We start from the raw sequence: 20,232 nt of genomic DNA, 5'->3' as shown, positions 1-20,232 counted from the left end.
TCTAAACTGATCTGGTTGATGCGGCGCAACACATGCGGTTGCGATTCCGTGTCACCCATGTGACAAGCCGCGTGGCCGTGCTATCTGCTATCCGTTGTATCGCTGATCCTGGTGAAAGCCGCGCCTTTGACAGAGCGCGCCAGGTCTCGCCCAAGTCCACACCCGCTGCGGAAAACCGCAAAACGCGGACGTGCCAGGGCCGGGCCGACTATCTGACGGAGTTCGAAGCGAACATGACCCAGTCACAACCGCTACCCGCGTCGCCTGACTTTAGCGCCCCTGCCGTTCCCTCTGGCTTGCCGTTCGTGCAGGCCGCCGTCGCCTACTCCATCGACGCCTGGCAACGCGGCGTACTATTCGCCGACGTGATGCGCGAGCGCGGCAACCAGTATCAGGCCCACCTGCTCGAACGCACGCCGAACGTGCTCGACTTCGGCGCCGAGTTGATCGTCGACGGAAGAACGTTGCCGCGGCCGGTCAACTATGGCCTCGTGCGCATCGTCGCCCCCGACGACCTCAAGCCCGAGCGCGAGGCCGTCAGCCCGCACGATCCCGGCCGCCTGCGCCCATTCGTCGTGTTCGATCCGCGCGCGGGGCACGGACCCGGCATCGGCGGATTCAAGCGCGACAGCGAGATCGGCGCCGCATTGCGCGCCGGACACACGTGCTACTTCGTCGGCTTTCTGCCCGACCCGGTGCCGGGCCAAACGGTCGAAGACGTGATGCGCGCCGAAGCGACGTTCCTTGAAAAAGTCATCGAATTGCATCCGGACAGCCCCGGCAAGCCCGCCGTGATCGGCAATTGCCAGGCTGGCTGGCAAGTGCTGATGACGGCCGCGATGCGTCCGGACCTGTTCGGGCCGATCATCGTGGCCGGCGCGCCGGTGTCGTATTGGGCCGGCTGGCGCGGCAAGAATCCGATGCGCTATTCCGGCGGTCTACTGGGCGGTTCGTGGCTGACCGCGCTCACCGGCGACCTCGGCGCCGGCCGCTTCGACGGCGCATGGCTGGTGCAGAACTTCGAGAACATGAACCCGGCCAACACGCTGTGGAGCAAGCAGTACAACCTCTACTCGAACGTCGACACCGAGGCGCAGCGCTATCTGGGCTTCGAGAAGTACTGGGGCGGCCATGTGTTTCTGAACGCGGCCGAAATGCAGTACATCGTCGATAACCTGTTTGTCGGCAACCGGCTCGTTCAAGGCGAAATCGTGACATCGGACGGGGTTCGCCTCGATCTGCGCAACATCCGTTCGCCGATCGTGGTGTTCTGCTCGTACGGCGACAACATCACGCCGCCGCCGCAAGCGCTCGGCTGGATCACCGACCTGTATCGCGACGACGCCGATCTGCGCGCCCATGACCAGACGATCGTATACGCGACGCACGACAGCATCGGACACCTCGGCATTTTTGTGTCCAGCAGCACGGGGCGCAAGGAGCATCGCGAGTTCGTCAGCAATGTCGATCTGATCGATCTGCTTCCGTCTGGTCTGTTTGAAGCGCAGATGGGAAAGAAGACCGCCGCCACCCCGCACGCGGAACTCGTCGAAGGCGAGCATGTGCTGGCCATCACGCGGCGCAGCATCGACGATGTGCGCGCGATCGTGCAGCCCGACCCGGCAAGCGACCGTCGCTTCGCGACTGCCGCTTACGTGTCCAACGTCAATCTCGGCCTGTACCGCAGCTTCGTGCAACCGTGGATGCACGCTTACACGGCACCGTGGGCCGCCGATCTGACAAGCCGGCTCCACCCGCTGCGCGTGCCCTATGACTGGTGGTCCGACCGCAATCCGCTCGCGTCGAGCGTGGCCCACCTGGCGCAGAACGTGAAGGAGGAGCGCAAGAGCGTCGCCGCCGACAATCCGTTCTTGCAGATGCAGACGGTGATGTCGAACGCGATCGAAGCGTCGCTCGATTACTACCGAGACATGCGCGATGCCGCGGTCGAGCAGATGTTCGAGACCATCTACGGCGCGCCGTGGCTGCAGGCGATGGCCGGCCTTCCCGCCCCGGGTGGCGATGAAGAGGCGGCGGCGGTGACGCAGCCGGACGCTGAACGGGAACGGGAACGCGACGCGTCGGTCGCTGCCGAGCACGAACGCCTGCGCGCGGCCATGACGGCGGGCGGCCTGGCCGAGGCGTGCGTGCGCGCGCTGCTGTTCGTGCGCCGCACGCACGGCGAAGCCGACGAGCGGCGCTTCAATCTCGCGCGAGCGATGCTCGGCACGCTATCCGATCGCGGGATTCTGGCCTTCAAAGCGGTGGTCCGCGAGCAGGCCACGTTGCTGCGCTTCGACAGCGAGGCCGCCATCGACGCGCTGCCTGTCATGCTGAAAGGCGTGTCGGCGACCCAGGTACGCTCCGCCGCACGCCACCTGGAGAAGCTCTCCTCGACGCTCGCCCTCGATGAGCACGAACGCGCCGATCTCGATCGCGTGCTGGCGATTTTCAAATCCGCGGAGAAAGCGAAAACGACGCAGCGTAACGAGGTTGATCAGAAGGTCGAATGACGCGCGTCACTGTGCGTCCGCCTGCCCACCCACGTTGTGAGCCATCGAGGGTCTAGCATATGGAACATCCCCGCGAGAAGTACGAGCGACTCGTTACATTTGCGGCCACGCTGCCGCCCACGCCGACCGCCGTCGCGCATCCGGTCGATTACGATTCGCTGTCGGCGGTCATCGAGGCCGCCCGGCTCGGACTGATTGCGCCGATCCTCGTCGGGCCGCTCGCGAAGATCATGGCGGCAGCCCAAGAAGGCAGCCTCGACCTCGGCGATCTGCCCATCGTCGACGCGCCGCACAGCCACGCGGCCGCGGCGGCCGCCGTGCAGCTGGTGCACGAAGGCCAGGCGCAGGCACTGATGAAGGGCTCGCTGCACACCGACGAACTGATGGCCGAAGTGGTCTCGCGGGCCACGGGTCTGCGCACCGAGCGCCGCGTCAGCCATTGCTTCGTGATGGATGTGCCGGGCCACGAGGAGGCACTCATCATCACCGATGCGGCCGTCAATATCTCGCCGACCCTCGACGAGAAGCGCGACATCGTGCAGAACGCGATCGACCTGGCGTACGCGCTGCGCGTTCCGGTCGCGCGCGTCGCGATTCTCTCGGCGATGGAAACGGTCAATTCCAAGGTGCAGTCGACCCTGGACGCGGCCGCGCTGTGCAAAATGGCCGACCGGCACCAGATCACCGGCGGCATTCTCGACGGGCCGCTCGCACTCGACAACGCGATCAGCATGGAAGCCGCAAGAATCAAAGGCATCGACTCGCCGGTTGCTGGGCGAGCGAACATTCTGGTGGTGCCCGACCTCGAAGCGGGCAACCTGCTCGCGAAGAGCCTGTCGTTTCTCGCGGGCGCGGATGCCGCGGGCATCGTACTCGGCGCGAAGGTGCCGATCATTCTGACGAGCCGCGCCGACTCGGTGATTACGCGGCTCGCGTCCTGCGCGGTGGCTTCGCTGGTCGCGCTTGCGCGGCGCGAGCGGCTTGCCGCGGCCATCACGTGATGGGTGCCGGCATGGACGTCATTCTCGTCATCAATTCCGGCTCGTCGAGTATCAAGTTTCATGCGTTCTCGGTGAGCGGCGGCTCGCTCGAGCCGATCGCGGGCGGCAAGCTCGAAGAGCTGTACACCGCGCCGCGTTTGCAGGTGAAGCGGCAAAACGGCGAAGTGATCGAAGAGCGGCGCTGGCCGGCGGGCGAACAGCTCGGCCACGACGATGCGATCGCGTTTCTGCTCGACTGGCTGCCTGCGCATGCGGGCGGCGCTACCCTGCTGGCCGTCGGGCATCGTGTCGTGCATGGCGGTGAGCATCATTTCGAGCCGGTTCGCGTCGATGCCGAGGTGTTGAGTGCGCTCGAAGCGCTCGTTCCGCTAGCGCCGCTGCATCAGCCGCATAACCTCGCGGCAATTCGTTCGATCGCGGCGCGCAATGCTCAGGTTCCGCAAATCGCCTGCTTCGACACCGCGTTCCACCACACGCAACCGGCAATCGCAACACGCTATGCGCTGCCGCCCGACATCACGAGCCACGGCGTGCGGCGTTACGGGTTTCACGGCCTGTCGTACGAGTACATTGCCAGTGTGCTGCCGCAATACAGCGAGCGGGCCGCGCGCGGCAAAACCGTGGTGCTGCATCTTGGCAACGGCGCGAGCATGACCGCCATGGACGGCAGCCGCAGCATGGCGAGCACGATGGGATTCACGGCCATCGAAGGGCTCGTGATGGGCACGCGCTGTGGCAGTCTCGACCCGGGCGTGGTGTTGTGGATGATCGAGCAAGCGCATATGGATGCTGGCGCGATCGGCTCGCTGCTGTACAAGCGCTCGGGGCTGCTCGGCGTGTCCGGCATTTCGAGCGACATGCGCACGCTGCTCGCCAGCGACGCGCCTGCCGCCGCCGAAGCAGTCGACCTGTTCTGCTACCGGATCTCGCGCGAACTCGGTTCGCTGGCGGCCGCGCTCGGCGGGCTCGATGCGATCGTGTTCACCGCGGGCATCGGCGAATATGCGCCGCCCGTGCGCGAGCGCGTGTGCCGCCTGGCAGCGTGGCTCGGCGTGTCGCTGGACGCGAGCGCGAACGCTCGACATGGACCGCGCATCGACGATGCGCAAAGCGCAGTCGAGGTGTGGGTCATCCCGACGAACGAAGAACTGATGATTGCCCGGCATACGCTGGAACGACTGGAGGCATGAGCATGGACAAGCTTTCCGCGCAGCCGTTCTCGGAACGCAAGGTGTTGATCGTCGGAATCGCCAATGAACATTCGATCGCCTACGGATGCGCGCGCGCATTTCGCGAGCTGGGCGCGGACCTTGCGATCACCTATCTGAACGACAAGGCAAAGGCCTACGTCGAACCGCTCGCCGAAGAACTCGGCGCGTCGATGCTGCTGCCGCTCGACGTCTCGAAGCCCGGCGAACTCGAAAGCGTATTCGATACGATCCGCGAGCGCTGGGGACGGCTCGACGTCGCCGTCCATTCGATTGCGTTCGCACCGAAGAACGATCTGCAAGGCGGCCTTCTCAACAGTTCCGCTGAAGGCTTCGCGCAGGCGATGGACATCTCGTGCCACTCGTTCATCCGGATGGCGCGGCTCGCGGCGCCGCTGATGAACGAAGGCGGCTCGCTGTTCGCGATGAGCTATCTGGGCGCGGCGCGGGTCGTCCCCAATTACGACTTGATGGGGCCGGTAAAGGCCGCGCTCGAAGCGTCGTGCCGCTATCTGGCGCATGAGCTTGGGCCCAGACGTATTCGCGTGCATCCGATCTCGCCAGGGCCGTTGAAGACGCGCGCGGCGTCGGGGCTGAAGGACTTTGATCTGCTGCTCAATGAAGCGGCGGCGCGCGCGCCGATTGGGGAACTGGTGGATATCATGGACGTGGGGTATACGTGCGCGTTTCTTGCGACACCCTACGCGCGGAGGATGACCGGGAACACGGTCTATGTTGATGGCGGGGTGAGTATCATTGGGTAGGTCGTTAAATAACTTGAGACCGATCGTGCTGCTGTCGGTCGCAACATGACTTCCGCGAATCTCCCCTAATAGACTGCACGCGCGCACCTTGATTGCCTGATGCGCCACGTGCAGCGTCACACCTCATTGGCCCGCGTTCTCGAACGGCAGATGCCAGACGGTCACGGTGTTCGCGTTGTCGTCGACTGCCGCAAAGCGAACGAATTCATTCTTCGGCTGCCCAAACGCGATTCCAAACGGACCGTCGACTGCCGGGTCGATGGAAAACTGCGCGACGAAGCGGCCTTGCGGCGTAAACTCGACGATTTCGCTCGGATGCTTCGGATCGGCGTTGACCGCGTCGCCGTTCGCGACGACCAGATGGCCATTCGGTGCGAGGGCCATTCCGAGCGGGCCGTGCAGATGGGCGTTGTCCGCGTAGATCAGCACGCCCTTGCTGCCGTCGTGCTGCGAGCTGCCCGCGCCGGAGACGGCGAAGATCGCGTTATCGGCGGTCGAGGCGACATACAGTACATCGCGTTGCGGATCGTAGGCGAGTCCCGTAGGTCCGAGGACCAGTGCCGATGGATCGGTGGTAAAGGTGTAGCCGGAGGCGATCTTCGTGGCGCGGTTCAGATGGACGCCGTTGTCGTCGATGCTGACGTCGAGCCTCGTGACGGTGCCATTCAGCACGTTGGACACAAATACCTTCGCATGGTCGCCCTCATCGAAGATCGTCAGATCCCAGGGACCCTTGATCTTTGCCATCGCGGGCGTCCATTCCGCAATTTGACTGCCACTTCGATTGATCACCAGCAACGAGCCGTCCTGGACCGTTGCGGACGTGTCGTGCGTGGTCGGTACATTGCCGACCAGTACGAAGCCGGCCCTGAGCACACCGAGCGCGGTGCTCAGACCAAGACGCGCCGGACCCTGGAAGAACGTCACCGGGTTCTTGCGCGGCACGATCTTGACGATGGTCGTGCCTCTGCCCTGAAGATTGCCGGCGCTCTGCGAATTGTTGAAATTGGACACGAGCAGGTCACCTGCTGCGATCGTGCCGTAGCCGGGGAAACCGTCGGGCACGAACGCTACGCCATACGGATTGAGGTCACCGTTGGTGGGCACCGTCGACGAGGTGACGAACGAAGGCGGCAGCAACGCCGTGAGCTCATCGGCATGCGCGCTGCCTGCTGAGGAAAGCGCGAGACTGGTGGCGTATAGCGTGGTCAGCAGCAAGCGTTTCAGCGCGCGGCCTTTTCCACGGGCAACGCGGTGGCAGGGTTGCCAGCCGAAGTTCGGAGTAAGACTTTGCATGAGGGGATTCATGACTTCGCTCTCCACGAATGCCGCGGGGCGGGCGCGTCTGTTGTCGCTGCACGCATCGCGTGCCGGCCGCCGCAAGCGGATTTCGCCCGTGTCCGCGCAACGGACACTAGCACAGCAGTCTTGCGACTCGAACGCGGGTCGCACAGCGTCGGCGGCAGTGGGGCGAATTACGTCAACCACGCAAAGGCAGCCCCGTTGCCGGCGAGTGCGCGGCGAACGAGACATGCGTCATTCACTACGAGAACTGGATCGTCCGATGGCGAACGCGAAGGCGGACGAAGCGTGTGCAGTAAACGGATGACCGATGAAAATATTCCAGCGTGGTTGACGAAACTGGAGTCGCTTGCCACGTCGACTCTTTAGCTAAACGAGAGACTTCTTCCGATACCCATAGGCCTATGTGGGCGAGCAACAATCGGTGACTGTCAGCAGTTTGTTTGATTCGTAACCCGTAGGATCCTGGCTATAGAGGAAACGCACTCGACGGCCTATGCCGACGACGCAACCGCCTGCCGAATACTTCGGAACGGTTGCGTCGCACGAGTTACTTCGCTTGACAGGTCACCGCGTCGGACGACTTGCCGGCGCTAAAAGCGTTTGCGCTCAAAGCCCGGCAATGCATGCGTTCCCTCGACTGCGACCGAATGCAGCAGTTCAGGCTTGAGGTCGAGCAAGCGCAGGATAGTCGGTGCAACCTGTGTGGTCAGCACGGGATCGTCGATGGTTTGTCCCGCTCGACGAGCGCCCGGAACGGAGACCACGAGACCGAGATGGCTGTCGTCTGGCGCGTTGCCGCCGTGCTCTTCGTCTTTGGATGTGCTCGACGTATAGATGACACCCGGATTCGGCTGCACGACGATATCGGGCGTGCGGCCGAGCGCCGGATCGCCGAAGCGCGCTGCAAGCTGCGGGCCGTACAGGATATAGGCCTGCGGACCATCTGCACAAATGCCCGGCGCATTGCAACCGAGGTTGCCTTTCAAGGTCTTGACGACCGCCGCCAACTGACTTTGATCATGCAACCAGACTAGCCCGACGTCGTCCGACTGGACCATGCCGGTATCGACGAGGCCCGTGCCGTCATTCAGATTGCCGCTCGTCGTCGCGTTCTGCCCGAACTTGCCATTCGGGTCCAGATAGTTGTTGGCTTCCAGCAGTTTGGAGAGCGTGTCGCCGTTCTTCACGACCTTCGAGTGATCGCTAGGCGACTGACCATGTTTGGCCGTGACTATGATCGCGGTGGACGAATAGAGCCCACGCTGCTTGAGTTCGGCCACGATACGGCCCAAAGCATCGTCCAGATAGGCTATCGCGCCGGCAACCTGCGGGCCCGGCGTAAAACTCGCATCCAGATAGCCACCACCCGTCGCGACCGTGGCCTTCTGGGCTACGCTCAGCGTCTGGAAGTTGGTGCCGAACAGCGTGGGGACATCGGCGCGCGACTGGCCCGTCGAGTCCCTGCCGTCAATCTCGGCGATCAGCGACTGCACATGGAAGTTATCGAATACTTCCGTATGCGTGTAGACGTCGGTGTAATTGGTCTTGGTCGCAGGATCGATCGAATTGATTTCCGTGCGCGACAGGTCGTCGACGCCTATCCCTGAGGGCCCGTTAAGCCAATCATAGCCCCATGCGTGCTTGTCGGCCCATGCGGTCCGTGCGTCCCCCTTGTTCTGTTTGACGACTTCGAAGACAGTGTTGGTCTTGATGTAGTTGTGAGGATAGACAGGCTGGCAAACGCCTTTGATCAATGCATGAGGAATAGCCTGCGGGTTGAAAGCGCCGCCGCCGTTGAGATGCGTCAGCGCGCCGCCGTTCTCGCCATCGACGCCGGTCGTCTCGTCGAATACCACGTTCCAACCTTGTTTCCCCGTGCAACCGGTATCGGAAGGTGCGTAGAGCGTTCGATCATAGGACACGTCGTAGAACAGGCCGGCTGATTTCGGCGAACCACCCGTCACCAATGCAGCCAGGCCGGGAAAGGAATCAGACAGACCGGGCGTATATGCATTCGTGTAATTCATACCCGACTTCGCCAGCAACGCGAGATTGGGACACGAGTTCGAACCGATACAGCGTGCGACGTCCTGTTCATGCAAGCCGTCAAAGCTGAGCAGCAGCACATGCTTCACCGACTCATGCTCATGTTCATGCTCACGCCCATGTTCGCCGGAATCGCCCGCCACCGCACCTGCTGCATACAGTGCAGCTAGCATCGCAACGCTGGCGCCAATCGTTCTTTGTACGCACATCCATCTCCTGTTCGCCTTCATGTTCTGTCCTTTTTAGAGGGGTTACAGAAATATTCTGTAATCGAGGCTGAATGTGCAATGAAATTAAGTCCTCCCGATGAATGAGAACTTTCGATTCACTGACGCGGCAAACCTTCTCTCAAGCCACAAAAAAATTCACATGACATCGCGGAGTCCTTAAGGTTTTCTTAAGCATTGAATGATCTATCCCAAAGCAATTTGCATTTCAATCGTTCATGGTCCGGTCGCCGTTGTCAGCCAAGACTTTTTCTGAAACCCCTTATCTAATGGCTCCGCCGACCACACAATCGACCCCGCTGTGCCCGGAACCGCCTAAACTGATCTGATCCGCTTTGTCGAGACCACTTCGAACGCCGCAGCGTCGGCGTCGCGCCCAGGTCGTCGAGCAGAGCGAACGCAGCACTACTGTCGAGGCTGCGCCAGTCACGCATATTCGCGCAACGCTGCCAGGACGCACCGTCCGGACGGGAGACATCATGGCCACGGATTCGATTGCACCGAGCGCCGGTACCGGCATCGTCACTGTTGCCAGCGCGCACTCCGGCGCCGCGACGCTCGACAAGCTCCAGGCGCTACTCCGGGAACGGGGGCTGACGGTTTTCACCTGCATCGATTTCAGCGGCGACGCCGAGCGGGCCGGGCTCGAGCTACGGTTCAGTCAACTCGTGATCTTCGGTAATCCCAAGGCGGGTACGCCTTTGATGCAACGCACGCCAACCGCTGCGCTGGACCTTCCGCTAAAAGTGCTCGTCTGGGAAGACACGAACGGCCATACGTGGCTGTCGTTCAACTCGATCGAGTATCTTCGCCAGCGCCATGGTCTTCCGGATGATTTGATGACGCCGGTCAGTGGCGTGGCCGCCCTCGTGGAAGCCGCTGCGCGCTAAGGCCTTGAAACGCGGATCCCTTACGATTCGCCGCGCCCAAGTCACGGTACCGATCGACTACCACGCGCAAACGGTCGAGCAGTACGTGGCGGCATATATCGATCAAGGCCGCCGTGCATTCTGGCAACTAAAATCACCGCTATTTGCGATTCGCTCCGTAGTCCAGAAGATGACAGCGAAGAAATCGTCGCTTTCCCGATTGAAAGTTGCTGTCGGCGCAAGCACCACGAAAGTCCCCGCAAAGAAATCTTTTCAATCGTTCAGACCCGCCCGTTCCAATTGAGAAGCGAATAGCCGCTACCCGTATAAGTCAATTTCGCGTCGCGTTCGTGAACGTTTCATGCTACCGTCCACCCAGCCATCAGTGCACAGTGTCTCTGCGGACCGGCGTTAGAACGAAGGGTGGGGATTCGCGATCGGCGATGTTCCAGGCTTGTTTGTCGCGAACCTAATACCGAATAAGGAACCGCGACATGAGACACCCGAACCGTGCCCGAACTGTCTTGGCCTGCTGCGCGTTCGCGGCAATAGCGACCACCGGCAGCCAATGCTGTATCGCGGCTCCCGCCGACGCGGATTCCGAATCCGAACTCGACGACTCCAGGCAAGTGGTCCGTTTTGCGGGAAACACTCCGTTTCCCCGCTTTGTTCCATCGCTCGCCCCATCGGGTACAGGGCCGCCCACACCATCCCCAGCCATTGCACTCTGCATCCCGGACCTCTATTGCTCACTCGCATCCGAATTGCCCAATTGAGTGCGGCGACATCATTGTCCGCAGTGCGTTCCACCCAGAACATGCGATGACGCGTATGTAAACGCGGTGTATTCGATTTCAATCCGGCACGGCCGACCGGTTCGAACAGATCGGCGTCGTTAAAGCAGTGAATATGTTCGCGATCGTCGCGAAGCAAAATCGATTGGCTGTTACGCATGACGGCCTATTGCACTGCGCACAATCTATATGCGTATTGCATATGCTGCAGCGCAGTTGATTCTTTCTTCCAACGCATGCGATCCTTTCGACGCTTGTGATCCGTCAGTGCCGCAAACAGACGGCATCGGATGGAGTCGCGCGACGAGACCAGTGAAGCGCCCAAACTCCCAGGAGGCGACATGAGCATCCAGTCACAGTCTCGTACCAGTGCAGCGTCAGTGAGCGACGCGCGATTCGTCGAATCGTCGTTTCAGGCATCCGCATCGCGGCTCGCCTTGAATCTGTCTCGCAGTCGAAAACACATCACACGACAGCGCGCACTCACTGCGATCCGCGCTGCGTGCATCGCGACCCTCGTGTTCGCGTCAGCGAGCGCTCTCGCCGATACTCAGGTCGGCGCGGCATTGCCGCCCGCACCGGACATCCTGTACGGCGATCTCTTTGTCGCCGTGCAGACCGCGCAGATTTTCAGCGACCAGAAGACTTTCGTGGACTCCACGCCGAAGATCAGCCCCGCGACCATCGTGCAACTCTACGAAACCCAGAAGAACCAGCCGGGCTTTTCTCTGCTGGCATTCGTGAACCAGTATTTCACGCCGCCACCCGACCAGAGCCTCACGCCGCCACCCAACCAGAGCCTGCGCGAGCACATCGACTGGCTATGGTCCGGGCTTACGCGCACGACAACGAGCGCGCCCGACAACAGTTCGCTGATCCCGCTGCCCAATCCCTACGTCGTGCCGGGGGGCCGCTTTCGCGAAGGCTACTACTGGGATACTTATTTCACTATGCTCGGGCTGCAGGAGTCGGGACGCGAAGATCTCGTCGACAACATGCTCGACAACTTCGCGTACATGATCGAGACATTCGGCCATATCCCGAACGGCAATCGCACCTACTACCTGAGCCGGTCGCAACCGCCGTTCTACTCGTACATGGTCGAACTCGCTGCGCAGAAGGAAGGCAACAAGGTCTATCAGAAGTATTTGCCTCAGTTGCGCAAGGAACACGCGTACTGGATGAAAGGTGCAACCAGCACCGCGCGCGGCAGTGCGACGCGCAATGTCGTCGTGCTGCGTGACGGCACCGTGCTGAACCGCTACTGGGACGAGCTGGACACGCCGCGCGATGAGTCGTACCTGGAAGACGTCCAGACCGCGGCGCAGGCCAGCGGGCGTCCGGCAAACGAGGTCTACCGCGATCTGCGCGCGACCGCCGAAAGCGGCTGGGATTTCAGTTCGCGCTGGTTTGGCGACAACCAGAACCTGTCGACGGTGCGCACCACGTCGATCATTCCGGTCGATCTGAACAGTCTGCTTTTCCATCTCGAGACGACGATCGCGCGCGGCTGCACCATCAGCCGCGATTTCGGCTGCGTCGCGCAGTTCATCGGCTACGCGGCGCGCCGCGCGGAGGGCATCAACCACTACCTGTGGAACAGCAAAGGCTATTACGGCGACTATGACTGGCAGCTCGGCAAGGCTCGCGACAATCAGACACCCGCGATGCTTTATCCGTTGATGGCGGGCGTCGCCTGGCCCGACCGTGCATGGAAAACCGCGCAGACCGTGCAAAGCGTGCTGCTCAAGGAAGGCGGTCTCGCGACGTCGACTTACGACACCACGCAGCAATGGGATGCGCCGAACGGCTGGGCGCCGTTGCACTGGATCGCGATCCAGGGGCTCAAGCGCTATGGACGCGCCGATCTTGCAAAGCCGATCGGCACGCGCTTTCTCTCGGATGTCGAAAACGTCTACAAGACGCAGCAGAAACTCGTCGAGAAGTATGTCGTCGAAGGGGCGGGAGAAGGCGGTGGCGGTGGCGGCGAATACCCGTTGCAGGACGGCTTCGGCTGGACCAATGGGGTGACCTTGATGCTGCTCGATCTGTACGGCAACGGTCAGTAACGGATGCGGCACAGGCAACGGCATCCAGACCTGCCACGTAGGCTCACGGCACTTCGTGAGCGGACCCGGCCCGGAGCAAATGGGCCGGGTGCGCCGTCAATTGCCGCTCGACCGGGCGACGCCTGCATGGCATTCAACAGTACAACTGACAGTCGCGCGAATAGCCGCCCAGGCCACTGCCTGACGCGGCAGGATTTCGCGCGACCCGACGTTGGCGACCGAACGTCATCGAGTAAACCCGCATACCCCGGATCAAAAGCCGTGCCGGACAAAAAGCGTTGCGCCCGTACTGTTCGAATGGAAAACAGCGATACGCGCCGTGGCGGAAAAGACCCAGTCGTCGACAGTCAAGGACAGCCTTCGCTGCGGTCCTGTACCGAGCGTCAAGGTCGCGTTCGCCGACTGGACGATCGAGAGCTGCGGCGCCGTCGACGGGCTCAGACGGAGAACATTCGAAGCCGCCGGCTGCGCCGCTGCGCCGGGCGTGGGCGTTAGCGTTGGCGTGGCGTTCCCGGCGCCGAGCCGGAAGTCATGCTCCAACCGTACGCTGTAGAAGTTCTCGATCTGCGTATAGAACGGCCCGCCCTGATTCGACGAGTGTTCCATTTCATAGTGCTGCAAATAGCGTCCCGGCTGCGGAATGGGCGGAACAACCTCCACGGGCACAGTTGCGATGTTCGCAACCGTCATTGCTCGGGGCGGATCGCTGGCAACACCGCCCGCGCACGCCAATCCACTCTGCACAAAAAAGACAACGCAAACAACCCTTTCGTTCAGGCACGTCATGGGCATGCCTCCAATGAAGGAATTGAAACGTCTCACCACGGAGCGTTATGCCCGGACCGATCCTGTCTGAACAGACCGCCTCCAGGTTCGCTTGCATCTACACAGTGTAGTCAGTCATTCGCGCTTGGCTACTCCAATGTGCATAGTCGCGAAGGTGACGACCGACATCGCGTCGGGCACCCCGACGCCGCACTCGATGTAGCACTCCGCGTGCCGCGTCGCAGAAGCGAGGCCAGCATGCTTGAGACGTTCAGCGAGTGACGCTTGCAGGCCGGTCCGCGGCAAGGCGATCCTTCGAAAGCTTTACAATGATCGAGATGAGTTCCCCCTTGCAACCGCGCCGAATGCCAGACCTGCTGACCTCCTTTTTCTGGAGCGGCGACGCCCTCCGCAGTCGACGCGTGAGCGAGCTCGTGCTATCAGGCATGGTCGACGTGCCCGAGCCCCCTCGTCGCCTGCTTGCGGATTGGGACAGGGAGATATCGTCGCATGTGATACTGGAGTCTGGAGACGTCGAGCCATTGCCTTTGGCAAGAGCACGGGCGCGTTGGCCTGACTACCCGCGCTGCGTGCAGGCCGTGTCCGATTGGACGCGCGCGCTTGGCATGCCGGCGGTGCTCGCCTCCAGTGACGTAGCCCTGATGGCCTGCCGCGGCGCGAGGTATCACCACGACGGCAATCAATATGGCGGCGCGGCCTTTTGCAATCTCTTCCTGAGCGAGGACAAGGGGCTGGACGTGCATTTTCCCTCTGTCGGCCGTCGCATTCCCCTGCGCCGCGGGACGGTTGTGATCTTCGATACTTGCCAGCCCCATGGCGTGATTCGGCGGGGCAGCCATGCTTTCGATGCGGCCGACTTCGCGCCGGACCAGGATTGCGTCCAGATATTCCTGACCTGGGAGCTTCCCATCGAAGATGCCTACGTGGCGCAGGCGCTCGGGATCACCTTCGACGTCTGCCCTTCGACCTCGTCGCCCCTCGATGCGGAGCAAGTCCTGGTGGACCGCGAACAAGCAACCGTCTGCCCGGAGTCAGGCGGTTGGCGCCGTGTTCGATAATCGCCCGGGTCATGCCGCGCTGACCCAACGGACGGGCTCATGCTTAACGACAGCCGCCGGCCGCCTGTATGATGCGGGCTCGCGCGCGCCGCAAGAGCGGCAGCAGGCGCCCACTTATCCATTCACGATGATCCGGAGGAAGACCGTCATGACGGCCGCAACGCAATTCGAGCAGGTTTCCGTTGTCAAACGCGCCAACGTTTACTTTGAAGGCAAGTGTGTCTCGCACACAGTCCTTTTTGCTGACGGCACGCGCAAGACGCTTGGCGTGATCCTGCCCGGCTCGCTCAACTTCGGCACTGACGCGCCGGAACTCATGGAAGTGCAGGCCGGCCAATGCCGCATCCGCCTCGAAGGCAGCGATGTGTGGACAACCTACGGCGCGGGCGAGTCTTTCCACGTGCCCGGCAAGAGCCGCTTCGATATCGAAGTGATCGAGACGCTCGACTACATCTGCAGCTACTTGTAAAAGCTCTTCCGCTTGGCCTCCCTCGGTTATGCCGATGGAGCGACCTTGCGCACACTTTTGCGCCAACGGCCAGAACGAGGCGTACGCGATCTTCGCGCCGATCTGCGCTGATCGCTTGCCCGGTCAGTGGCAGTTAGAACGGCGGAATCACTACCCGCCGAACCCGTACCGGCCACCATCCCTCGAACCGTACCGGTACTGTACCGGCCGCCCTCGCTAGAATGGACTCCATCGTATTCCGCCGACACCGGAGCCATCATGCCTTACCTCACGCTCAGCGCGCTGCCCGCCGGCATTCTGTTCGCGCTCGTCACCACCATCACGCCGGGTCCGAACAACGCGATGCTGCTCGCCTCGGGCGTGAACTTCGGCTTTCGCCGCACGCTGCCGCATCTCTCCGGCATCAGCCTCGGGGTCGTGCTGTTGATGCTGTCGGTCGGCATCGGTCTCGGCGAAGCCTTCGTGCATTTCCCCGTGCTCTACACAGTGCTCGAAGTCGCGAGCGTCGCTTATCTGCTGTATCTCGCGTGGAAAATCGGCTCCTCGGGCGAATTAAAAGTGAAGAAAGGCGAGCGCCGGCCCATGCGCTTTCATGAAGCCATCGCGTTCCAGTGGGTCAATCCGAAGGCATGGATGATGGTGCTGACCGCCGCCACGACCATCCACCTCAGCCAGAGCTACAGCATGAACGCCGTCGCGATGGCGGTGATCTTCTACGTGATCGGCTTTCCGTGCATCTGTCTGTGGGCCGGCTTCGGCACCGCGATGCGCCAGGTGCTGTCGGACCCGAAGCGCTTGCGCATCTTCAATGTGGCAATGGCGCTGCTGCTCGTGTTCTCGCTGTATCCGATCGCGCTGCGGCTGCTTGGTCTCTCGGCCTGAACAGGCAAACCTAAAGCGCCCCCTGCCCCACCCGCTCGATGAACCGCCACAGCGCGTCGTCGGTCGAGTACGGGGCGTTGAAACGGAACCAGGCGCTCGGCGCATCGTCGGTGCGGAAGTAGGAGCCCGGCGCGAGCCAGATGCCGTGCGTGAGCGCGGCGGTCGCCACTTCGCCGGCCCGCTCGGGCTCGATCGGCAAACGCGCCCACAGAAAGAGTCCGGCGCGCGGCCGGTGAAACACTTCGAGGCCGAGCGCATCGAGCCGTTCTTCAACGGTCGCGTGCGCGAGCTTGAGCCGCTCGTTGACCTCGTCGACATGGCGCGCGTAGCGCCCTTCGAGCAACACCTTGTCGACGATCCGCTCGATCGCCTCCGACGACGTCAAGCCCACCGCCATTTTCGTGCGCGCCAGTTCGCGCAGCACCGCCTGCTCGGCGACCACGAAGCCGCAACGTAGCCCCGGCGTCACGGTCTTCGAAAATCCGCCGACGTACAGCACGCGCTGCAAGCCTTCCATCGCGGCGAACAGCGGCGCGCCGGGCGCCGCGAGTTCGCGGCTCACGTCGTCCTCGATCACCCACATGCGCTGACGCTCGGCGATCTGCAGCAGGCGGAACGCCGCCGACATGCCGAAGGTCGCGCCGGTCGGATTCTGCAGCGTGGTGTTGACGAAGATCGCCTTCGGCTTGTGCTGCGCGACGAGCGCTTCGAGCACGTCCGTATCGACCCCCGCCGGCGTGCGCGGCACGCCATGCACGACCAGTCCTGCCAGCTTGAGAATCTGCAGCAGGTTGCAGTAGCCGGGGTCTTCGACGATCACGGCATCCCCCGCGCGCAGCAGCGTGCGCACGATCAGATCCAGCCCCTGAGTCGCGCCCTGCGTGAGCAGGACATTGGAGACGTCGACGGGCAGGCCGCGCCGGTCGAGCTGCTCAGCGATCCGTTCGCGCAGCGGCGCGAACCCGTACGGATGCCCATAGTCGCCCAGGCGCGCGGCCGGCACCCGGCTCGTCGCGCGCAGTGCGTGCTGCAAGCCGGTCTCGTTGATCCACTCGTTCGGCAGCCAGCCGCCGCCCGCCTTGATCGGCACCGAATGGTCGGCGAACACGTCGGACAGCAGCCAGGTCGCGGTGAGGCTGGGCGGCTGCCACTCGGTGACGGCGGCGCGCGGCGCTGGAGCACGCGCGGCGACGCGGTAGCCGGAGCCGCGCCTGGCGACCACGAGGCCCATCGACACCAGCCGGTTATAGGCCTCGGTCACGGTGAAGGTGCTCAGCTCATGACCGTGCGCGAGTTGCCGCACCGATGGCAGCAACGCGCCCGCGCGCAGCGTCTGCGCCTCGATGGCGCGCGCGAAGCCTTGCACCACCTGCTCGACGAGCGTGGGAGCGGCGCGGCGGTCGCGCTGGAGTTCCAGTTCGATCATGGTCACGGCGAAATCCGGGCGAAAAAAAGAAGTCGGCGGCGAGCGGCCAGGAACGCAACATGAATCGGCGCCCGTCAGCACCAGACGGTGAATCGTATCCATCGGCACAGTTGACGCCAATCCACCAGCACAGTTAGCACCACACTGCGTCAACTGTTTATGCCGCCATTAAACCGCGAACGCTACAGTTTCGCTACCTAACGGCAGTCCCCGAGGGGACGCCACTTCGAGGAGATACCCATGACTTCGCGCCCCGTCATCGATGATCTGTCGTCTTTCTGGATGCCCTTCACCGCCAACCGGCAGTTCAAGGCCGCGCCGCGCCTGCTGGAATCGGCCAAGGGCATGTACTACCGCAGCACGGACGGGCGCGAGGTACTCGACGGCTGCGCGGGTCTGTGGTGCGTGAACGCCGGCCACGGCCGCGACGAGATCGTCGCCGCGATCACCCAGCAACTCTCGACGCTCGACTTCGCGCCGACCTTCCAGATGGGACACCCGCTCGCCTTCGAAGCGGCCACCAAAGTCGCCGAGCTGATGCCGGCCGGCCTCGACCGCATCTTCTTCACGAACTCGGGTTCCGAATCGGTCGACACCGCGCTGAAGATCGCGCTCGCGTATCACCGCTCGCGCGGCGAAGGCCAGCGCACCCGCCTGATCGGCCGCGAGCGCGGCTATCACGGCGTGGGCTTCGGCGGCATCTCGGTCGGCGGCATCGCGCCCAATCGCAAGACCTTCTCCGGCGCGCTCCTGCCGGCGGTCGATCATCTGCCGCACACGCACAACCTCGAACACAACGCGTTCTCGAAAGGGCAGCCCGCCTGGGGCGCGCATCTGGCCGACGAACTCGAGCGCATCGTCACGCTGCACGACGCGTCGACGATCGCCGCGGTGATCGTCGAACCGGTGGCCGGCTCGACGGGCGTGCTGATTCCGCCGCAAGGCTATCTGCAGAAGCTGCGCGAAATCTGCACGAAGCACGGCATCCTGCTGATTTTCGACGAAGTGATCACCGGTTTCGGCCGCGTCGGCAAGGCGACCGCGAGCGAATACTTCGGCGTGACGCCGGACCTGATCACGATGGCCAAGGCGATCAACAACGCGTCGATCCCGATGGGCGCGGTTGCCGCGAGCCGCACGATCCACGACACGATCGTCAACAGCGGCGCGCCAGGCGCGATCGAGCTGTTCCACGGCTACACGTATTCGGCACACCCGGCGGCGGCCGCCGCCGCGGTGGCGACGCTCGATCTGTATCGCCGCGAAGGCCTGTTCGAGCGCGCGGCCACGCTGGCCCCGACGTTCGAAGCCGCCGCCCATTCGCTGCGCGGCGCGAAGCACGTGAAGGACGTGCGCAACCTCGGCATGATCGCGGGCATCGAGCTCGAATCGCGCGACGGCGCGCCGGGCGCGCGGGCTTATGAAGCGTTCGTCAAATGCTTCGAGGCGGGCGTGCTGGTGCGCTTCACGGGCGACATCCTCGCGTTCTCGCCACCGCTCATCATCAACGAAGAGCAGATCGCTCACATCTTCAAGACGGTGGGCGACGTGCTGGATACCATCCAGTAACAGCAGCCCAGCAAGGCAGGGTTGAAAGCGGCGTATGCGTGTGCATGCGCCGCTTTTGTTTTGGAACTGCGGCACGCAGGTTGGCCGGAGGGCGCGCACGCGGCGCGCCCTTGCCGGCAAGCATCAGTGATGCGCGCGTGACGCCCGCGTCTGGGCTGCCTTTTTTGCAGCCGCCGAGCGACCCGCTGCACCCTTCGTCGCAGCCGCTTTCTTCGCCGCCGCCGAGCGACTGGCCGCCGGGCGCTTGGCTGCCGCCGACTTCGCCTGCTTCGACATCGCCGCGGGCGACGCCCCGGCGGTGCTCTCGCGCTTCAGCGCATTGGTCGAGGCTCGCGAACGCTTCGCCGTCGACTCCGTGCTCGCGCTCTTTCGCGCAGTGCTCTTGTGCTGTCCGGCGGCGCTATCCTTCTCGGCTTTCTTGCGCGTCGCTTCGCTCGTCGTGCCCTTCTTCGGGGACTTCAGAGCGACGCCCGCGCGGCGCGCTTCCGACAGGCCGATCGCAATCGCCTGCTTCGCCGACCTGACGCCGTGCTTGCCGGCACGCACCTTGTCGACCTGTTCCTTGACGAACTCTCCTGCCTGAGTACTCGCTGACTTGCCGGCACGTTTGTCGGCTGCGGCGCGCTTGAGGGTTTTCTGTTCGGGCATGATGGTTCTCCAGTGTGACTGTGGCCTATGTGGTGCAGCAACAGTTATGCCGGAGCGGTCCGGCGCGCGTGAGCTTCGTCGCGAGGCGCGCATTCCATTGGGCTGATTCGCGCTCCCGCTCGCCTCGCACGTCATGGCGGAGGGTTGCCCCATGGTCGAGGTCAATTCGCGCGAGCAGCCGAATCGCCGCGAACCTCCGGCAAAACCGCAAGACGGGACTCGCCCCCGCCGGCCGGACGGCGTATGGTGTTAGCAAGGGTCGGCGCCGTCGTCCGGCCCGACCGGAGACGTCCATGAAGATACCTACCGTTCGCGCGGGCGCGCATATCGAAGGCGTGCACTGGGTCGCCGAATACGCGGAAGACCTTCACGAGATTCGCGTGTTTCGCGAAGGCCAGGAGGTGGATGTGCATAACGCGCCCTCCACCCTGTTCGGCGACGAGGAGAATGCGGGCTCGAAGAGCACCGCGGATCATCGCGCGGTCGAAGCCGCGGTGCTCGCTTATCTGAGGCGCTTCGTCATCGAGCACGACGCGGAAGAGTAGCCGTGCGCGGTTGATGGGCGTCCTGCGTGGCTAATGTGTTTTCGCAGCGCGCG

At 63.2% G+C, this 20,232-nt stretch carries 17 protein-coding genes; 12 read left to right on the top strand and 5 right to left on the bottom strand.

Annotated features, from left to right (window positions below):
- The first annotated feature begins 233 nt into the window (after positions 1-233).
- The 4 genes from PQR02_RS29190 to fabI are packed head-to-tail and all read left to right on the top strand — an operon-like array spanning position 234 to position 5,486.
- Positions 234-2,513 carry a DUF3141 domain-containing protein gene (locus PQR02_RS29190; protein WP_408239680.1) on the top strand — a complete coding sequence of 760 codons (2,280 nt, stop codon included), beginning with the start codon at positions 234-236 and terminating at the stop codon, positions 2,511-2,513.
- Positions 2,514-2,572: 59 nt separating this feature from the next.
- The gene (locus tag PQR02_RS29185; RefSeq protein WP_408239677.1) at positions 2,573-3,514 is read left to right on the top strand and encodes a phosphate acetyltransferase; all 942 of its coding nucleotides are present in this window, start codon (positions 2,573-2,575) and stop codon (positions 3,512-3,514) included.
- An 11-nt stretch (positions 3,515-3,525) separates the two neighbouring features.
- A complete protein-coding gene (locus tag PQR02_RS29180; protein ID WP_408239674.1) occupies positions 3,526-4,704 on the top strand; it encodes an acetate/propionate family kinase in 1,179 nt (392 codons plus the stop codon).
- Between the two features lie 2 nt (positions 4,705-4,706).
- The gene (gene fabI, locus PQR02_RS29175) at positions 4,707-5,486 is read left to right on the top strand and encodes an enoyl-ACP reductase FabI (protein WP_408239671.1); all 780 of its coding nucleotides are present in this window, start codon (positions 4,707-4,709) and stop codon (positions 5,484-5,486) included.
- A gap of 123 nt (positions 5,487-5,609) precedes the next feature.
- On the opposite strand, the gene PQR02_RS29170 is transcribed toward fabI, so the two are convergent.
- Together PQR02_RS29170 and PQR02_RS29165 are read right to left on the bottom strand one after the other, a co-directional pair.
- Positions 5,610-6,782, bottom strand: coding sequence for an NHL repeat-containing protein (locus PQR02_RS29170; protein ID WP_408239668.1), 1,173 nt, complete (start codon positions 6,780-6,782; stop codon positions 5,610-5,612).
- Positions 6,783-7,381: 599 nt separating this feature from the next.
- Positions 7,382-9,067 carry an alkaline phosphatase family protein gene (locus PQR02_RS29165; RefSeq protein WP_408239665.1) on the bottom strand — a complete coding sequence of 562 codons (1,686 nt, stop codon included), beginning with the start codon at positions 9,065-9,067 and terminating at the stop codon, positions 7,382-7,384.
- 476 nt (positions 9,068-9,543) lie between these two features.
- Here PQR02_RS29165 and PQR02_RS29160 point away from each other — a divergent pair, with 476 nt between their 5' ends.
- The 3 genes from PQR02_RS29160 to treA all read left to right on the top strand — a co-directional run bounded on the left by PQR02_RS29160 (position 9,544) and on the right by treA (position 12,796).
- Positions 9,544-9,954 carry a DUF302 domain-containing protein gene (locus PQR02_RS29160; protein WP_408239662.1) on the top strand — a complete coding sequence of 137 codons (411 nt, stop codon included), beginning with the start codon at positions 9,544-9,546 and terminating at the stop codon, positions 9,952-9,954.
- 4 nt (positions 9,955-9,958) lie between these two features.
- Positions 9,959-10,237, top strand: a complete 279-nt coding sequence (locus PQR02_RS29155; protein ID WP_408239659.1) for a hypothetical protein — start codon at positions 9,959-9,961, stop codon at positions 10,235-10,237.
- 831 nt (positions 10,238-11,068) lie between these two features.
- Positions 11,069-12,796: an alpha,alpha-trehalase TreA gene (gene treA / locus PQR02_RS29150; protein ID WP_408239656.1), complete on the top strand. Its 1,728-nt coding sequence runs from the start codon at positions 11,069-11,071 to the stop codon at positions 12,794-12,796.
- Between the two features lie 252 nt (positions 12,797-13,048).
- Here the strand turns inward: treA and PQR02_RS29145 are convergent, their stop codons facing one another.
- Entirely contained in the window at positions 13,049-13,456 is a 408-nt protein-coding gene (locus PQR02_RS29145) for a hypothetical protein (protein WP_408239653.1), read from the bottom strand.
- A gap of 434 nt (positions 13,457-13,890) precedes the next feature.
- Here PQR02_RS29145 and PQR02_RS29140 point away from each other — a divergent pair, with 434 nt between their 5' ends.
- The 3 genes from PQR02_RS29140 (at position 13,891) to PQR02_RS29130 (ending at position 15,991) form a co-directional block, all read left to right on the top strand.
- The gene (locus tag PQR02_RS29140) at positions 13,891-14,640 is read left to right on the top strand and encodes a hypothetical protein (protein WP_408239650.1); all 750 of its coding nucleotides are present in this window, start codon (positions 13,891-13,893) and stop codon (positions 14,638-14,640) included.
- Between the two features lie 148 nt (positions 14,641-14,788).
- Positions 14,789-15,109 carry a pyrimidine/purine nucleoside phosphorylase gene (ppnP, locus tag PQR02_RS29135; protein ID WP_408239647.1) on the top strand — a complete coding sequence of 107 codons (321 nt, stop codon included), beginning with the start codon at positions 14,789-14,791 and terminating at the stop codon, positions 15,107-15,109.
- 258 nt (positions 15,110-15,367) lie between these two features.
- Complete coding sequence (locus PQR02_RS29130) at positions 15,368-15,991, top strand: LysE family translocator (protein ID WP_408239644.1); 624 nt, start codon at positions 15,368-15,370, stop codon at positions 15,989-15,991.
- Positions 15,992-16,001: 10 nt separating this feature from the next.
- On the opposite strand, the gene PQR02_RS29125 is transcribed toward PQR02_RS29130, so the two are convergent.
- Positions 16,002-17,417, bottom strand: coding sequence for an aminotransferase-like domain-containing protein (locus tag PQR02_RS29125; RefSeq protein ID WP_408239702.1), 1,416 nt, complete (start codon positions 17,415-17,417; stop codon positions 16,002-16,004).
- A gap of 240 nt (positions 17,418-17,657) precedes the next feature.
- On the opposite strand from PQR02_RS29125, the gene aptA reads away from it, so the two are divergent.
- The gene (aptA, locus tag PQR02_RS29120) at positions 17,658-18,986 is read left to right on the top strand and encodes an omega-aminotransferase AptA (protein ID WP_408239641.1); all 1,329 of its coding nucleotides are present in this window, start codon (positions 17,658-17,660) and stop codon (positions 18,984-18,986) included.
- Positions 18,987-19,109: 123 nt separating this feature from the next.
- Here aptA and PQR02_RS29115 read toward each other — a convergent pair whose 3' ends face one another.
- Positions 19,110-19,634, bottom strand: coding sequence for a DUF6496 domain-containing protein (locus PQR02_RS29115; RefSeq protein ID WP_408239638.1), 525 nt, complete (start codon positions 19,632-19,634; stop codon positions 19,110-19,112).
- Positions 19,635-19,927: 293 nt separating this feature from the next.
- Between PQR02_RS29115 and PQR02_RS29110 the strand changes: the two genes are divergently transcribed.
- Positions 19,928-20,179, top strand: coding sequence for a hypothetical protein (locus PQR02_RS29110; protein ID WP_408239635.1), 252 nt, complete (start codon positions 19,928-19,930; stop codon positions 20,177-20,179).
- Positions 20,180-20,232: the final 53 nt, after the last annotated feature.

This window comes from Paraburkholderia sediminicola (genome assembly GCF_046026895.1).
Classification (GTDB): domain Bacteria; phylum Pseudomonadota; class Gammaproteobacteria; order Burkholderiales; family Burkholderiaceae; genus Paraburkholderia; species Paraburkholderia sediminicola_C.
Note: the sequence above shows the minus strand (reverse complement) of the source record. Positions and strands in the feature narration are given on the sequence as shown.

Excerpts from the sequence above, each read along its gene's own strand:
- fabI (WP_408239671.1), top strand. The coding sequence starts at position 4,707 with ATGGACAAGCTTTCCGCGCAGCCGTTCTCGGAACGCAAGGTGTTGATC.
- PQR02_RS29185 (WP_408239677.1), top strand. The coding sequence starts at position 2,573 with ATGGAACATCCCCGCGAGAAGTACGAGCGACTCGTTACATTTGCGGCC.
- PQR02_RS29160 (WP_408239662.1), top strand. The coding sequence starts at position 9,544 with ATGGCCACGGATTCGATTGCACCGAGCGCCGGTACCGGCATCGTCACT.
- PQR02_RS29165 (WP_408239665.1), bottom strand. The coding sequence starts at position 9,067 with ATGAAGGCGAACAGGAGATGGATGTGCGTACAAAGAACGATTGGCGCC.
- treA (WP_408239656.1), top strand. The coding sequence starts at position 11,069 with ATGAGCATCCAGTCACAGTCTCGTACCAGTGCAGCGTCAGTGAGCGAC.
- PQR02_RS29115 (WP_408239638.1), bottom strand. The coding sequence starts at position 19,634 with ATGCCCGAACAGAAAACCCTCAAGCGCGCCGCAGCCGACAAACGTGCC.
- PQR02_RS29190 (WP_408239680.1), top strand. The coding sequence starts at position 234 with ATGACCCAGTCACAACCGCTACCCGCGTCGCCTGACTTTAGCGCCCCT.
- PQR02_RS29140 (WP_408239650.1), top strand. The coding sequence starts at position 13,891 with ATGATCGAGATGAGTTCCCCCTTGCAACCGCGCCGAATGCCAGACCTG.
- PQR02_RS29180 (WP_408239674.1), top strand. The coding sequence starts at position 3,526 with ATGGACGTCATTCTCGTCATCAATTCCGGCTCGTCGAGTATCAAGTTT.
- PQR02_RS29130 (WP_408239644.1), top strand. The coding sequence starts at position 15,368 with ATGCCTTACCTCACGCTCAGCGCGCTGCCCGCCGGCATTCTGTTCGCG.
- ppnP (WP_408239647.1), top strand. The coding sequence starts at position 14,789 with ATGACGGCCGCAACGCAATTCGAGCAGGTTTCCGTTGTCAAACGCGCC.
- PQR02_RS29110 (WP_408239635.1), top strand. The coding sequence starts at position 19,928 with ATGAAGATACCTACCGTTCGCGCGGGCGCGCATATCGAAGGCGTGCAC.
- PQR02_RS29125 (WP_408239702.1), bottom strand. The coding sequence starts at position 17,417 with ATGATCGAACTGGAACTCCAGCGCGACCGCCGCGCCGCTCCCACGCTC.
- PQR02_RS29170 (WP_408239668.1), bottom strand. The coding sequence starts at position 6,782 with ATGCAAAGTCTTACTCCGAACTTCGGCTGGCAACCCTGCCACCGCGTT.
- aptA (WP_408239641.1), top strand. The coding sequence starts at position 17,658 with ATGACTTCGCGCCCCGTCATCGATGATCTGTCGTCTTTCTGGATGCCC.